Source organism: Niabella beijingensis, from assembly GCF_020034665.1.
Classification (GTDB): Bacteria; Bacteroidota; Bacteroidia; order Chitinophagales; family Chitinophagaceae; genus Niabella; species Niabella beijingensis.
The window spans coordinates 1,588,614-1,603,609 of sequence record NZ_JAIQDI010000001.1 but is presented as its reverse complement, the minus strand read 5'-3'; the positions used below and the strand labels follow the sequence as shown (position 1 = coordinate 1,603,609).

Annotated in this window: 13 protein-coding genes; 2 read left to right on the top strand and 11 right to left on the bottom strand. The window is 48.9% G+C overall.

Features of this window, described 5'->3' with window-relative positions:
* Positions 1-51: 51 nt before the first annotated feature.
* The 9 genes from K7B07_RS06760 to K7B07_RS06720 form a co-directional block, all read right to left on the bottom strand.
* Positions 52-1,641, bottom strand: coding sequence for an ATP-dependent DNA ligase (locus K7B07_RS06760; RefSeq protein ID WP_223708452.1), 1,590 nt, complete (start codon positions 1,639-1,641; stop codon positions 52-54).
* Complete coding sequence (locus tag K7B07_RS06755) at positions 1,642-2,655, bottom strand: ligase-associated DNA damage response exonuclease (RefSeq protein ID WP_223708451.1); 1,014 nt, start codon at positions 2,653-2,655, stop codon at positions 1,642-1,644.
* Between the two features lie 107 nt (positions 2,656-2,762).
* Complete coding sequence (locus K7B07_RS06750) at positions 2,763-4,373, bottom strand: Na+/H+ antiporter (RefSeq protein ID WP_223708450.1); 1,611 nt, start codon at positions 4,371-4,373, stop codon at positions 2,763-2,765.
* 187 nt (positions 4,374-4,560) lie between these two features.
* Positions 4,561-5,238: a hypothetical protein gene (locus K7B07_RS06745; protein ID WP_223708449.1), complete on the bottom strand. Its 678-nt coding sequence runs from the start codon at positions 5,236-5,238 to the stop codon at positions 4,561-4,563.
* 102 nt (positions 5,239-5,340) lie between these two features.
* A complete protein-coding gene (locus K7B07_RS06740; RefSeq protein ID WP_223708448.1) occupies positions 5,341-5,880 on the bottom strand; it encodes an SRPBCC family protein in 540 nt (179 codons plus the stop codon).
* A 36-nt stretch (positions 5,881-5,916) separates the two neighbouring features.
* Complete coding sequence (locus tag K7B07_RS06735) at positions 5,917-6,423, bottom strand: class I SAM-dependent methyltransferase (protein WP_223708446.1); 507 nt, start codon at positions 6,421-6,423, stop codon at positions 5,917-5,919.
* 1 nt (position 6,424) lies between these two features.
* Positions 6,425-6,883: a YciI family protein gene (locus K7B07_RS06730; RefSeq protein ID WP_223708445.1), complete on the bottom strand. Its 459-nt coding sequence runs from the start codon at positions 6,881-6,883 to the stop codon at positions 6,425-6,427.
* 15 nt (positions 6,884-6,898) lie between these two features.
* The gene (locus K7B07_RS06725) at positions 6,899-7,351 is read right to left on the bottom strand and encodes a DUF1569 domain-containing protein (RefSeq protein ID WP_223708443.1); all 453 of its coding nucleotides are present in this window, start codon (positions 7,349-7,351) and stop codon (positions 6,899-6,901) included.
* Between the two features lie 495 nt (positions 7,352-7,846).
* Positions 7,847-8,611, bottom strand: coding sequence for a glycine-rich domain-containing protein (locus tag K7B07_RS06720; protein WP_223708441.1), 765 nt, complete (start codon positions 8,609-8,611; stop codon positions 7,847-7,849).
* A gap of 99 nt (positions 8,612-8,710) precedes the next feature.
* On the opposite strand from K7B07_RS06720, the gene K7B07_RS06715 reads away from it, so the two are divergent.
* Complete coding sequence (locus tag K7B07_RS06715; RefSeq protein ID WP_223708439.1) at positions 8,711-9,601, top strand: hypothetical protein; 891 nt, start codon at positions 8,711-8,713, stop codon at positions 9,599-9,601.
* A 14-nt stretch (positions 9,602-9,615) separates the two neighbouring features.
* Here the strand turns inward: K7B07_RS06715 and K7B07_RS06710 are convergent, their stop codons facing one another.
* Complete coding sequence (locus K7B07_RS06710; protein ID WP_223708438.1) at positions 9,616-12,759, bottom strand: ATP-dependent helicase; 3,144 nt, start codon at positions 12,757-12,759, stop codon at positions 9,616-9,618.
* Positions 12,760-12,911: 152 nt separating this feature from the next.
* Here K7B07_RS06710 and K7B07_RS06705 point away from each other — a divergent pair, with 152 nt between their 5' ends.
* Positions 12,912-13,349 carry a nucleoside deaminase gene (locus K7B07_RS06705; protein ID WP_223708437.1) on the top strand — a complete coding sequence of 146 codons (438 nt, stop codon included), beginning with the start codon at positions 12,912-12,914 and terminating at the stop codon, positions 13,347-13,349.
* A gap of 201 nt (positions 13,350-13,550) precedes the next feature.
* Here K7B07_RS06705 and K7B07_RS06700 read toward each other — a convergent pair whose 3' ends face one another.
* Positions 13,551-14,990, bottom strand: coding sequence for a SusD/RagB family nutrient-binding outer membrane lipoprotein (locus K7B07_RS06700; RefSeq protein ID WP_223708436.1), 1,440 nt, complete (start codon positions 14,988-14,990; stop codon positions 13,551-13,553).
* Between the last annotated feature and the right edge of the window lie 6 nt (positions 14,991-14,996).

Sequence of the window (14,996 nt, the reverse complement as noted above, 5' to 3'; positions counted from 1 at the left end):
CGGTTCATTAATATTTTCTAAACGGGCATGTACCGTTACCTGCCATTGGTTTTACAGGAGGGCAAGCAGGTCGGTTTTGGTATTGGCTTCCGCAGCGGGCTTGTCCTCCCGCCACCGGAGGATCCGTGGAAAACGGAGTGCCACACCGGATTTATGGCGTTTACTTTCCTGGATGCCTTCAAACGCGATCTCAAATACCAGCTCCGGCTGCACACTCCTGACCGGGCCGAATTTTTCGATGGTGTGTGATTTGACCCAGCGGTCCAGCCGCAGGATCTCTTTGTCCGTCAGTCCCGAATACGCCTTGGTAAAAGGTACGAGCTGATCCCCGTCCCAAACGGCAAACGTATAGTCTGTAAACAGATTGGATCTTCTGCCGGATCCGCTTTGCGCGTAGATCAGTACAGCATCCACGGTCATGGGCGCGGTTTTCCACTTCCACCAGTGGCCTCTCCTGCGCCCTGTTTCATAGGGGCTGTTGATCCGTTTGATCATGATCCCTTCGCAAAAGAAATCTCTTGCCCGGGAGCGGAATTGCGCGGCTTCTTCCCAGTTGTCGAATTCAAGCAAATGGGATAACTGCAATACGGAATTGACGGACGGGTGCGCCAGCAGCGAAGTGAGTAATGCTCTTCGCCTTTCCAGTGGTTTGTCGCGAATATCTTCACCATTGTATTCCAGCAGATCGTAACAGATCATGATCAGCGGTACTTCCGTAAGGTGCTTTGCAGTGAGCTTTTTGCGGCCGATGCGTGTCTGCATCTGTGCAAAGGGAAGTACCTGCCCGTCTTTCCAGGGAATGATCTCTCCATCAATTACGGTACCATTGGGAAGGAGCTCCTTCAGCCGGTCGAATTCCGGGAACTTATCGGTCACCAGTTCCTCGCCGCGGCTCCATACAAATACCTGATGATTGCGTACGATGACCTGTCCGCGGATGCCATCAAACTTTTTTTCAAGGTACCATTCCCCGATAGGGCCAAGATTCGCTTCCGGCGGACCTTCCAGCGGATAGGCAAGAAAAAAGGGATACGGAAGGTAAACCTTGTTTTCTGCGATCTGCTCCCCGAAAAGTGATTCCAGCGTTTCGGATGCCGGATCCCATTTTCCCATCAGCCGGTGGGCCACGGCTTTTTCATCCTGGTGAAGGAACTGTGCCAGCGCTTTAATAACCAGTTGCCTGCTGACACCCATCCGGAAATTGCCGGTGATGAGTTTATTAAAAACAAAGTTCTCATCATTGTTGTGATCGGCCCAGAAGCGGGTGATGAACACCTGCTGTTCCAGGGGAGGCAGCCCTGCAAGCTGCTGAAGGGATTGCAGCAAGCCGGTAAGTGTAAGAACCGGTGCACCAGCATTTTCCCCTTTACCGGCCAGCAGGGCCAGCGTTTCTGCAAGGTCTCCCACGATATAGTAGGAATCTTCAATGATCCATAACGGAAGATTGGTGAGTGCTGCCACCCAGGCGCGCAGATCGGTGGTCTTTACCGGTCGCTTCGGACGGTTGCCCATCAGCAAGCTAATGGCCCATAACCGGTCCTGCGGATCCGCATCATTGAAATAGGTAACCAGTGCTGCTATTTTTGCATTGGTCTTTGTGGTGGCATCGATCTCCTGGAACAATTTTACAAAATCTTTCATTCAGACCGTTTTTGGATCCTCTTCTGTAAGGGCTTCTTCGCTGTTTTCAAAATGCGTGGTAAGCTCGATGGCATTCAGGCCGTACTGTTCCCGCAGCCACCTGCTGTACACTGCCTGGTAGCCGTGGGTGACATAAATATTCTGTGCGCCGGTAGCCCTGATGGCCGTGTTCAGCTGTTCAAAATCGCAGTGATCGCTTAAGGCAAACCCTTTATCCACTGAAAGCCGCCGCCGCGGGCCGCGCAGGGCCATCCATCCGCTGCAGACCGCGATCCGGTAGGGCTGGAGCTTCCGCAGCCATGGAGTGCCCAGAACACTTTGAGGGGCCACTACGACCGCATTTTTTAAACGGTCGCCCGGTGTTTCCCCGGTCAGCCATTCACCGGGAAATGATAAACCCGCCCTTGCAAGCGCTTCGTTCATATTGTATACTGCACCATGCAGCAGCGGCACGCCCAGATCGGGATTCAGGTTTGCCAGGATGTTCTGCGACTTACCCAGGGCATAACTGATAAGTATGCTGCTATAACCTTCCCGTGCGTTTTGCGCACACCAGTGGTTGATCGCTTCATAGATGATTGTACAAGGACGAAAGCTGTAAACAGGGAGTCCGAAGGTGCTTTCGGTCACGAAACTATGACAGGTCACCGGTTCGTAGGGTGTGGAGACCCCGTCATCGTGCAGTTTGTAATCGCCGGTGATCACCCATATTTCCCCCTTGTACTCCAGTCGTACCTGTGCAGCGCCGATGATGTGCCCTGCGGGATGAAAGCTCAGCGTGGCGCCGTTGATATGAAGGGGTTCATTATAACCCAGGGGCTGCACCTTTATATCAGCACCAAGACGATGCCGGATGATCTCTTTGGTGAGGGTATGACAAAGGTAACTGCCCATCCCCGGACGGGCATGATCGCTGTGTCCGTGTGTTATCACTGCACGGGCTACCGGCTTCCAGGGGTCTATATAGAGATCCGCCGCAGGAAAATAAATACCTTCTTCCCGGAACGACAGCATAGAATACTTGTTTACGAATGCCTCCTGTTACCGCTAAAAGCGGCCGGGCGACAGAACAGAAGGATCCGGATGTCTGCCAATTATCAGCAGGAGTATAAAGATACCCATTAATGCTCAAAGCCGGTGATCTTGGCTTCCTCCAGGTCCAGTTGCATTTCCTGGTTCCGCAGCACGGTATCTTCAAACTGCTGTTCATGACGCAGGCGCAGCAACTGATCGCGCTGTACACGGATCAGTGCCCGGGCAATGTCTTTATTGGCAGATGCCGCTTCTGCATGGTGACTGGAAGTAGCAATGCATTGTAATTTGTCGGACAGCAGTTCGAGATCGGTTTCCAGCTTTCTTTTCTGATGGTTCACCAGCGAATTTTGCGCGATCTGTTTCTGGAAATCACTGTTCATCGCTGTAAGGGCCGCATGCTTGAGCCGGGCCTGTATAATGGCTTCCTGTTTTTCCCTTGGCAGCACTTCATCAATTTCCTTAATCTTCATCCATTTGATAAATACCGGCAGCAGCAGCCCCTGGCCTACAAGGGTAAGTACAATGATCACGAAAGTGACAAAAAGCAATATATCCCGGTGGGGGAATGGCTGGCCGGAAGGAAGCAGCAAGGGGATGGCCAGGGCGGATGCAAGCGATACCACACCGCGCATGGCGGCAAAGCTCATGATCAGCGGAGCCCGCCATCCGGGGCTGGGTTCGTTATCCCGTATCTTTTTTGAGAACCACCGGGGAGCAAATGCGATCAGGTAGCACCAGATGATCCTTGTGGCCACAATAATGCCTCCGAGAATGACAGCGTATCTGATACCATCGGCAATCGAATAATTTTTCATCCCCTGGATAACGATGGGCATTTCCAGTCCGATCAGCACAAAAATGAGTGCATTGATCAGGAAGATGAGGGTGTTCCAAACATTGCCTGCCTGTATGCGTGTGGTATGACTTAGAAAACAGTGGGAGTGATACGACATCATCAGCCCGCCGGCCACGACCGCCAGCACACCGGAGAAATGAAAATGCTCTGCCACAATGTACATAACATAAGGAACAATGAGCGTAAGCACTGTATCAATATTGGAGTTGGACTTAATACGGTTCAGTAACCATGCAAAAACAAAACCGATGGCCAGCCCGGTAAGCACTCCCATCACTGCCATGATGAAAAAATCTTTCAATGCATCCTGGAATACAAACTGTCCTGTCATTACTGCAGCCAGGGCAAATTTGAACACGATCAGGCTGGACGCATCATTCACCAGGCTTTCCCCCTCGAGGATCGTCATATCCCGTTTGGGAATTTTCATATGCTTCAATACTGAGGTAGCTGCAACCGCATCAGGTGGGGAATTGATCCCTCCCAGCAAAAAACCCATGGCAAGGGTGATGCCGGGGATCAGGGCCGAGGATGCAAATGCCACCACCACCGAGGTAAGCAGTACCAGTCCGAAAGCGAGCAGGAAGATCGGACGTTTCCATTTCCAGAAATCCCTCCAGGAAGTAAACCAGGCTGCTTCAAAAAGAATGGGAGGCAGGAAGATCAGGAACACAATATCCGGGTTGATCTGAAAAACCGGTATCCCGGGAATGAGGCTGATCATCAGTCCGGCAATGACCAGGAAGATGGGATAAGCCACGCGGAGCTTCTGCCCGAGTATCACGAGGAGCATTACGCCTAAAACAACACTTATCGAGATAAGTAAATAATCATGTATCATAAAATGCGGTTTGAAATTGAGTTCCTGAAAATAAATCCTGAAAGGGTAATAACCAAACGAAAACGGTTTTGTTTAATATGCCGTTATTCATGCCTTCTGCTGCCCGAAAATCCGGAACTATTGTCACCGGATTGTCCGGTAGAGATCTTGAAAAGCGCTGAGGGTGCGGATCTGTAAAAAAAACGTTTTACGGAGATGTTCCCGTATCGCCGCTTTTGTCCTGTTGCGGATCCAGGATACCGCTGATTATTGTAACCGTATAGATGCTGTTGTAGTTTGCACCGGGTGTAAAAAAAGAACGGGTCTTTATAAGTGCGGTCCCCTGGTTCTCCGGATTCGTATACCGGTAGTAGTAATACTTTGATTCCTTCGGCTGCATACCTGCCGGGAAGAGGGAATGTTCTTTTCCAAAAAGCCGGTTCAATTCGGGAAAGGACAACTGGGGCCCGTTCGCTGTTTGCTCAAACAGCACGGTGCCGGATGGCGTCATTTTATACGTACTTCTCAGGTTGAACGTGATCTCATAAAAAAGGCTATCCTTCCGGCGCCAGGTTTGCATGGTTCCGGTAGTTACAGGGAGATCGTCCGGATCTGAAGGTGGGGTAACAATACTGTAAATACTGTCCGGATAAAACCCCTCATAGCCGCCGGCTGCTACTGCCGTGTTGCGGAACAGCGGTGCGGGATCCACAGCGGCAAAGGCCAGTATGATCCTGCTCCTGTCGGCTGGGCTGCCGGTGATCAACCGGCACAGGGTTTCCAGCTGGCCGGCGAAATGCTGCGGTACCTGTTCGGTTACCGGCTGCACGCAGGCGGTAACGCCACAAAACAATATAAAAAGCAGTGTCCTTTTCAGAAACAGCATAAACTGTATTTGATCTCAGCAAAGATAAATTTACTGCTTCAAACGGTATTCAGTATATGACAGTGACCGGCAGCAGGACGCTATGGGCAATGATGTACGGGATCAGCGGTGCTCTGCCTGTTCTTTCAGTCGCTGCAGTCCTTTTGTGAAATCCGGTTCCATCATTTTTTCCATATTCGTAAAAAGCTTGATGATCCGGAGGGGGTAAGGCATTTCACTGTTAAAACCCCATGTGGCCCTGGTTCCGGATCCGGCCGGCTCCAGTTTTACATAGGCCTGTGCCTCGCTTTCGTAAGGCGTATAAAATTTAAGATCAGTTTCAATGGAAGCGGGCGCGTTCAATGAACGGATGGTCTGGCAGCCCCTGCCCACCTCTTTTTTCTGGCTTTCCCAGCAAAACCGTGCCCCGGGCGTACCATCGGTACCCTCGCTTGTTTTTTTCATGGCAGGATCCTTGTCGAACCAGGGACTCCAGGTGTTCATGGCGGCAAGGCTGCTGACATGTGTCCACACTGTGTCAACCGGTGCATTGATGTCAACGGATCTTTCGAATTTGATTTTTCCGTCCACAAATGCGGCTACGAGAAGTACCAGCAGGATGAGGACGACGATTACCAGCAGGATTTTTTTCAGAATACGCATGTCTTGATTTTTTATCGTTAAAAAATGAATTGTTTCTTAAGCAGAGAAAGCAGCCGCATACATACCGCTGCTATGATACACTGAGGGGCGGCTTCCCATCAGATAAAAATTCCTGTAACCGCATTGTTCCGCCAGTTGTGCGGCTTTTGCAGGAGGCACCGGAAAGGGTACCCATCTGTTTGCGTTGCTGGTATCGTATTCCACGATCGCCATTGTTCCGCCTTCTTCCAGCTGTAGCCGGAGCCTTTTCAGCAGCGACAGCTGGTCTTTGATATAATGCAGTGAATTGGCCATCAGGATGCCGGACAGGGGAGGCAGCTGCAGCGGTTGTTCTTCAAAATCCAACCGGGAAAAACGGATCCCGGGCTCGTCGAATTGCTGCTGGTTCTTATCAATGGCGTATATAATACTGTCGGGGGGAAGCATGTCGTGGAGCGCATAGGTGAAGGTACCCCCGCCACAACCGAGATCTGCCCAGCGCAACGGCGCAGCAGCGGGCAACCGTAATCCCTGTATCAGTTCACCTGCTTCCTGAATGTTCATGTCAGGGTTTGTTTTTTTCGATCCGGTTGTGAAAGGGAACATACATCGGAAGGGCGGCAGAGCCGTACCAGTCATAGATATCGGCCTTCAGCAGTCCCGATTTTATTGCAGGATCTCCTTCCAGTAAGGTGCGTGTTTCTTCCTTTGTTTTTGTGGTGAAAATGAAAAGGCCCCGGTATTGTTCCGGGTTTTTTGCGAACGGACCTGCCAGGATCAGTTTATGGGCGGCAACCAGTTTCCCTATATTTTCCATGTGTCCTTTAAAAAGCGCCGCCACTTTATCCTTATCGGTAATGGTGCTGTCGCCTGTTTTTAACAGAACGAACTGGTACATACGCATACCGTAAGCGTCCGCTCCGAGGCTGTCGGCCAGGGCCTTGCTGTAACCAGCTTCCGGAGTTTGCGCGGGCAGGCAAATCTGAATCAGAATGCCGAATGCGAAAAGTAATATTGTTTTCATTGGCGAAGATTGAAGTTAAACACCAAACTGTTTTAAATGATGGTCCAGGTGTTTCGAGAACAGGTTATTCCATTCTGTTTCACTGAGCGGTCCGAATGAATGCGATTCTTTACCGTCAAAATGGGCAGCACCCAGTTCCCGGGTCTGGCGGATATAGCCCATCAATCGTTGCTTTTCTTTTTCAAAATCGCGTGGACCGGCGATCCGGAAATGCGGTGCGGTTCTGCCATTGCGTTTATAAGGCGATGCATTCACCACCGTCTTTTTGATAAAGGTCTTCATCATCCATTTTAAAAAACCTGCCGGCTTCGGATGCTTATCGGTATACACCGTTTCGTACATAACACAAAGATGCGCCAGCATCTGGTCGACACTCATTTTGCCCCAGTGTGGCTGGCTTTCCGGTGTAAGCTGTTCAATGCGGCTGATCATGAATTGAGCGCCTTCCTGGGAAAAAATATTGGTCATGATACCGGTCGTTTGGTTTCAGTACTATAAAAGTACTTATTATTATGTAGAATATCCTGGCGGTGAGCTCGAAGTTTTCTGCCATTCCATGTGGAGCTGTTCCACTATTTTCTACCGTGGTTGCCTTTTTTTGGGGCCGGATCTCCTGTAAGGAGCAGAAAACTATTCAGGAGGGTTAACAGGACCAGATAACCAATCGGTTTTAAATGGCTGAGACCCTGTATTATACGTGCCCCGGCAAGAATTGTTGAAATACTGAGGAACAAAAATGAAAGCCTGTTGCCATTGAATGATCTCCGGACCCGGTAAAGGATTAGCAGTCCGGTGACCATATGAATGATGTAAAAAATCAGAAATTGTTTGCCTGTGAGAGAATAAGGGAACCATTTCCGGAAAATGACTTCGATGACCAGACAGGGAACTGCCAGATAGATGAGTCCATACCCCATAGTACGTAGGTAGTATAATTTGTTAGTATGCATTGTATTTATTGAGTTAAGCGCCACCGCATCCACCACCACACCCACCACATCCGCCTCCGCAGCCTCCTCCACCTCCGCAACCGCTGCTGCAACTACTGCCTCCCCCGCTACAGCCGCCACCCGTATCATCCGTTTTCTTTTTTCCCGCATCTGTACTTTTGTTTTCGGAGAGCGAAGCAAGTATCAGGCCTCCGAAAAACAGTAGGAACCCGATTCCCATAACAGGACCAATGGTGCTTATCAGGTTGTTGCAGCCTGCCAGCAGCAATAATAAACAACAGCAGATCACCAGCTTCCAGGTTCCTGGCCTGCGGGTCTTTTGTGCTGTTTTATTGGAGGTATCGTCCCAATAAAGCGCTGGCGGATCAATTCCGAATGTGCTGCGATAGAGCTCCAGGGTTGTTTTGCGCCAATCTGCATGCTTTTTGTTCTCGTCTGTGCCGCCACCGGAAGGATGATGATGTAATTTACGACCGAGTGTTTTTTTGCAGAAGTCCTCCCAGTAATTCTGTGTGTAGAGGAGGTGCAGGTGCCAGACCTTATCCACAATAGTTGAAGGAGATGCTCCCCGAGGAGCGATACAGCAAAGAAAAATAAACCTGCGGTATTCTTCTATGGCACCGCTTGTGAAGCTGTAACTCCAATGCTGCTCACGGGCCAGTTTTCGCGAGAAAGGCAGCGCGGCTTCGTTGTTATCGAGTGTAAAGTCACGGATCCGTTGCCAGAGCAAGGTTTTTTCCGGAGACATATGAACGGGCATTTCGATTATGGTTTTCATACTGTAGTGTTTTATACTGTAAAGTTGTGGAATGCCCAGAATGCTCCTGTATTGGATTTGTCGTAAGAAGATGTATTTTAGTATTAAAATCGTATTATTTTGACCAGAGAAGCATTACAGGATCTCGAGCGGCTGATGAATTACATGGCTGTTTATTTTCTGAAAAAGAATGAATGGGCTGCTGTTTCAAAGGCAGAATGGGCGGGTGTTTCAGAAGAGCTGCGCCTCCGGCTGCAGCAAAAAAAGGAAACCAGCATGCGAAGGGATACCGCTTTGGGCGATCATTATCTCTATGAACACCTGATCATCCGGAGGTTAAAACCCTGGAAATCCGGTAAACCGGCAGCAGGAATCAGCAGCCCCAATTTTTCCAAACTTGGGGGTATAGCACGCGCACTGGGATATGAAAGTTATATTGATTTTATCAATAACACTGCGGCCAGTTTTAGCTTTCACGAATTAAAGATCAATATCCCGCTGGGTGTTGCAAATAATGTTTTACTGGATCACTTGGTGGGATACTGGTATTGTTATAACCGGAACCTTCCCTTAACAACAGATAAACCGGCGGAAGAAAGGGTCTGGCGTTCAGCGATGGAAATTTATAAATCAGGTGATGAATATTTTGTTGAGCGGACCGGAAAGGATAATCACATGTATTATGGGAAAATAACTTCTTACGGTGAGTATGTCTTTATCATTATGAATAGTACCACGTTCATTCGGCAACGTCACTTTATCGGACGTTTGAAAGATGCATCTGAAAAACTGCGCTATAAGAGTTTTTGTGTGGAACAGATGAATTTTGTGAGCACCTGTGTGAGTTTTAATGAAGAGCCCATTGCCTTGTATGAGATCTTTGACCGTGTAAAACGGGTACAGGATTTTGAAAAGATTTCAGTGGATCTTCCGCTGGGAAGCCCGGGGTTACCCGAATACATACGCATGCATCTTAACGACATTACACTCAACCGGATCACGGAACATTAACGGGTAAGGAAACGCTATTCCTCTTCCTCCTCCATTGCTTCCAGGTGGTTATACAGGCCGTTGTCTTTTACAAAATTGCACCAGTGGCAGTCTTCTTTGCCACAGCCCTTGTAGAATTCGCGGTTTTGAATGTGCTGCCAGGTCTCCCGTACCTGCCGGCGTACAATTTCTAGATGCTCCGGCAGGATAACGACCTTTTGTTTGATAAAATTCTTTTTTTCATCCGGTTCAATAAAATCAAACTCAGTGCTCGCAACCGTCCAGCTCTTGGCTTCATAATGGTCCACCAGCAATTTGTAAAATACAGCCTGCCGCCAGTAATCTCCCCCGTTGGGCTCTTTTTCAGAGGGCGGCTGCAGCTTTGCCCGCGCGTATTTCACGCTTCCGGTTTTATAATCCACTACATTCACATCCTTGCCATTGAACTCCAGTTTATCCAGCTTTCCTTTTAATGGTACGCCGTCTACCACCACATTTTTGATGTTCAGCTCCACTACCACTACCTTGTTCCAGGCATCGATATAATTGTTATAATATTCCGGCAGGATAATTCCGCCCTGTTCCATACGGCGTTTAAACGATTCACGGGTAAAGTTCTGCCGGTGGCGCTGCATGTACCATTTAAAATCTTCGTAAAGTGCCTGCACGGACGGGAAATTATTGAATGGCTCTTCCTTCATCTTCCGGAAGAAGCGCTCCAGGGCAAAGTGAATGGCACTTCCGAATTCCGTATTCTCATTTTTGCCGGAGGGGATGCGGATCAGGTTCTGGTAATAGAACCGCAGCGGGCAGTTCAGGTAATTATTAAGCGCGGTTACATTCATTACAAATTTATCCACCAGCGGTGTGATAAAATCTTCCTCCCGCTGTTCAATGGAAGGTGCCTGTGCCGTGAACTGCAACAGCCGGAAGCGCGTCATCTCCTCTTCAGACAGGGAACGGGATTGCGGCTGAAAATCATGCTGCTCCAGGATCTCCGCAATAAACATGGAAGGTTCCAGCTCCTTCCCGGCGCTGTTGCGCTTCGACCAGGAGATCTGCAGGTGTTGCTCTGCCCTAGTAAGTGCCACATAAAACACACGCCGCAGTTCCTCAACGGAATCGCCATCCGGCTGGGAACTGAAGATCGTGTCGGGCAGTTTGAAGATCGCAGGGAAACTTTTCTTTTTTTCCCAGTAGGAAGCATTGGTACCCGCCAGGAATACATATTCAAATTCCAGTCCCTTGCTTCCGTGTGCGGTCAGCAGGTTCACGCCTTTATCATTACCGATGGTGCGCATCATGGAAAGCGGCAGCCCTTCTTTTTCCATCAGGTCGATGATACTGATCAGCCCGTCGAGGCTAAAGGCCGGGTTCCGGCTGTTCTCTTCTTTTACAAAGTCGAAAAAGGCCGAGAGGTACTGCATCAGTTCAACCTTTTCAGCATGCTGCATTATATAAGCCAGCACACCGGCATTGCGGATAACGCTTTCCACCAATTGCTGCAATGTGAGGTTGGATACATCTGCGATCAGCTGTTCATAAGCAGTACTGAACTGTTTCAGCTGCGGATGGATGCCGGTGTCAAACAGATCTTTTGGGGGCGTATTCGCCTTTTCAGCCAGCAGCCGGCGCAGGGAAGTGGCTTCCCCCTTGAACTGCCGGTTATTGACTTGCACCGTAAGTTTGGCAATCTCGATCGGAGGGATCTTATAAAAATCGTAGTGTAATAATTCAAATAACAGCTCATCTCCTCCGTAGGGAATATCATGTTCCGCATTCAGATAACGGAGGATGGTGATGACTTTTTTAATAAAGGCATCCTGCAGCAGGTTAATAGGTCGTTTGCTGAATACCGGCACCTGCATCAGCCGGAAGTAATTGGCCAGTTCTTCCCCGTATTTATTTTCCTTATAGATAACCGCGATACGGCCGGGAGGTATCCCGTCCCTTACCAGCGCGTCGACCTCCATGCAAATGCCGGCCATTTCTTCTTTTTCGCTGTTATATTCGGTCAGCACCGGCAGCGTAACAAGGTGGCTGATGGCGGCATTGGCAGCAGCCAGTTCCTTGCTCAGACCGGGAAGCTGGTTCACCAGCCGCTCCGTATTTTTGGATATGACGGATTTGGATACATTCAGAATGGGCTGTATGCTCCGGTAGTTATCGGTCAGCACGACCGTTTTTAAAGCCTCCTGGTATTGCTGCGCAAAATCCAGCATATTTTGGACATTGGCACCCTGGAAACGATAGATGCTCTGGTCGTCATCCCCCACCACAAATACATTGGGCTGTTCCCAGTAGTTGATCAGCAGCTGTACGATCCGGTTCTGTGTACCGCTGGTATCCTGAAACTCGTCTACAAGAATATATTGATACCGCTCCTGGTAAGTGCGCAGCAAAGCTTCATTTTCTTGAAATACGCGGATGACCCAGTTGATCATATCATCAAAATCATACCGGCGCTTTTCGTTCATTAACTGCTGAAAGGTGTCAAATTCATTGACCGCGGCACGGAGCTTTTCAATTTTTTCGGTGGCCTCTGCAATCTTATCGGTGCGGAGATCCCCCTTTTTAAAATCCTTTGTGGCCCGTTTGGTGATGTATTCATCACGGTTCGGAAGATCATGGATATAGGCATCGATCTTTTCATTGATAAAGGCGGGACTCCAGCCTTCGCGTTTCATCACAGAGAACAGCTGTTGCAGATGGGGCGCATCAAAATACACATCACCCCGGTAGCGCTTTAACGGATGGCTTTTAGGGAAGGCATCGATCAGTTTTTTAAAATATTCGATCCGTTCCAGCTCCGAGACCGGATCGAGCGCATTTTTTTCAAAAAGCGAAAGGTTGTCCTGGATGACATCATTACAAAAAGCATGGAAGGTATAGATGCTTACTTTATAGGCATCCGCGCCGATAAACTGCTGCAGACGTTTGCGCATGGCCACCACACCGGCATCGGTGTAAGTAAGACAAAGGATATTTTCCGGGAGGGCGTCGGTTTCCAGCAGTATTTTCCCGATCCGGGCGGCCAGGATCTGTGTTTTACCGGTGCCGGGGCCTGCAATCACCATTACGGGCCCGTCCAGCGTGTCCACCGCAATGCGTTGCTGACTGTTCAGCCGTTGATATACCTCATTAAATTTTTCTTCCAGCTTTTGTTTGGGAAATGTCATCTTGTTTTATTTATCGGTTGCAACACCGGTTCTTCGGCTGCAACGGCTGTGTTCTCAATTTAAAATACAAGGTAGGGAAAATTAAACTCCCGGAGTCGGAGTCTGTCAATTCTCGGTTCTTATTTCTAATTTTATCCTTTTAAAGCACAAGGATGACAGACGAATATTTTATGCAGCAGGCCCTTAAAGAAGCACAACGGGCATTTGAGGAGGAGGAGATTCCCATTGGTGCAGTAGTAGTGCAGCAGGACCGGATCATTGCCCGGGGATATAATATGACGGAAAAACTAAATGACCCCACGGCACATGCGGAAATGATCGCCTTAACATCCGCCTTCAGTTACCTCAGTGCTAAATACCTGCCGGACGCAACGCTTTTTGTTACGGTAGAGCCCTGCGTGATGTGTGCCGGCGCGCTGTACTGGAGCAAGATCCGCCGGGTGGTATGGGGTGCTTCGGATGTAAAGAATGGATTTAGCCGTGTAAAACCCGGTACTTCGCCGTTCCATCCCAAAACAGAGGTCGTTACCGGCGTGTTGGAGCAGGAATGTGCAGCACTGATGAAGGTGTTTTTTAAAAATAAGCGATAGGCGGTTTTGCCGGGCCTGTGTTAATGAAAGTACCCTGCAACAGTGAAAACGGGTGTTATCGCCCAATATCCGGGAAACAAAAACAGGCGGATACGCAAAATCCAGTCAGTGGGTCCTACAGTGCCTGGATTTTGCTGTTCTCCGGAATCTTCGCTGTACACAGGTACAGGTAATGCTACCTGGTATAACCTTTGCGAAGAATTAAGGCTTGTCCCACCATACCCTGCCTGTAAGATCATCTTTCCCGTTCAGGCCCGGCTGGGCAGCAACAGCTGCTTTGTAGTTGACCGAGTTTATATTGGGCTCCTTGGTGGGATAGCCCTGTCTTCTGGGGATGGGAATATTGTTGTTGTCGGGTGCAGGCGATAACACCGGATAGCCGGTCCTCCTCCATTCAGCCCAGGCTTCATAGCCATTTAAATATAAGTGAACCCATTTCTGGTACCCGATCTGTTTTAAAGCCCCTGCGCTGCTGTATTTTACGGAGGGCTGGTTCATAAAGGTACTCAGCCCAGTTTCGTCATTATTGTTCCATTGTTTTACTGAGTTTTCAACTGCCAGCTTATAGTTGTTTCCGGCTTCCGCATTACCGCCTGGTATCCATCCGGTTTTTGCAGCTTCTGCGATGGCAAACAACACCTCAGGGTAGGTGACAAGGTAGGAGGGGGCGTCTTGCTGCCTCATCTTGGCGCCAAGGAACGATACATTGGCCGCCTGAATATTGCCTGCTGCATTGGCTTCCAATCCGTAAGGCATGCCTACGTATTCACCATTACTGGCGGTGGGATCGGCAAAGGTCTTTAAGCGTGGGTCACCAAGTGGTTTCATATAATTGACCAGGGGCTCGCTGATGCAATACCATTTCCTGTTCAGCACATCAAAAACATTGTACCAGTAGTTTTCGTTGGTGGATTCCGGCAAATGCCGGTAAACCGCGCTTTGATCATTGTCTGTAAAAACACCGGAACTTAATGCGTCTGTAAATTCTGCTTTCCCTCTCTCAGCGTCAACTTTTGACAATCGCAATGCCATCAACAGGCGGATCGAATTGGCAAATCTGCGCCAGTTTTCCATTTCACCGTTATAAAGAATATCCCCGGTTACGCCTTTGCCATTATCGATCTGGGCAGCAGCAGCCTTCAGTTCTTTAAAAAGGGCATCGTAGATATCCTTTTGACTGTCGTATTTATAAGTGAATTTATCTTCGCCTTTCAGCGCCTCTGAATAGGGAATGTCTCCCCAACGGTCTGTGGCATACCAAAAATAATAAGCTTTAAGAATTCTTGCAACGGCATATTGATTTGCTTCTGATCCATTTTCATCATTCTTTATGTCACTCTTAAGAATGGCTTCAAGGTTGATCAACGGCCCGGAATAGATCCAGTAGAAATCGAAATTTGTAGTAGTGTAACGCGAGTTATCTGTATAGATCTTGTCAGATAACTGCTGGGCATAAAGTACAGAATAAGGCGTTTCCAGTGTATACTGCAATTGCGTTATCGCATAGGTGAGTAATTGCGGATTAGATGCTTTTGTAGGCTGATTGGGACTTGTGTTGAAGTCGTCACTGAATTTCGTACATCCCGTAAAAATCAGGCTGGCTGCAGGTATAAGCAGAATATATCGAATGACTTTTTTCATCTTGCA

Coding starts and splice junctions, on each gene's coding strand:
- K7B07_RS06760 (WP_223708452.1), bottom strand. CDS start 1,641: ATGAAAGATTTTGTAAAATTGTTCCAGGAGATCGATGCCACCACAAAG.
- K7B07_RS06755 (WP_223708451.1), bottom strand. CDS start 2,655: ATGCTGTCGTTCCGGGAAGAAGGTATTTATTTTCCTGCGGCGGATCTC.
- K7B07_RS06750 (WP_223708450.1), bottom strand. CDS start 4,373: ATGATACATGATTATTTACTTATCTCGATAAGTGTTGTTTTAGGCGTA.
- K7B07_RS06745 (WP_223708449.1), bottom strand. CDS start 5,238: ATGCTGTTTCTGAAAAGGACACTGCTTTTTATATTGTTTTGTGGCGTT.
- K7B07_RS06740 (WP_223708448.1), bottom strand. CDS start 5,880: ATGCGTATTCTGAAAAAAATCCTGCTGGTAATCGTCGTCCTCATCCTG.
- K7B07_RS06735 (WP_223708446.1), bottom strand. CDS start 6,423: ATGAACATTCAGGAAGCAGGTGAACTGATACAGGGATTACGGTTGCCC.
- K7B07_RS06730 (WP_223708445.1), bottom strand. CDS start 6,883: ATGAAAACAATATTACTTTTCGCATTCGGCATTCTGATTCAGATTTGC.
- K7B07_RS06725 (WP_223708443.1), bottom strand. CDS start 7,351: ATGACCAATATTTTTTCCCAGGAAGGCGCTCAATTCATGATCAGCCGC.
- K7B07_RS06720 (WP_223708441.1), bottom strand. CDS start 8,611: ATGAAAACCATAATCGAAATGCCCGTTCATATGTCTCCGGAAAAAACC.
- K7B07_RS06710 (WP_223708438.1), bottom strand. CDS start 12,759: ATGACATTTCCCAAACAAAAGCTGGAAGAAAAATTTAATGAGGTATAT.
- K7B07_RS06705 (WP_223708437.1), top strand. CDS start 12,912: ATGACAGACGAATATTTTATGCAGCAGGCCCTTAAAGAAGCACAACGG.
- K7B07_RS06700 (WP_223708436.1), bottom strand. CDS start 14,990: ATGAAAAAAGTCATTCGATATATTCTGCTTATACCTGCAGCCAGCCTG.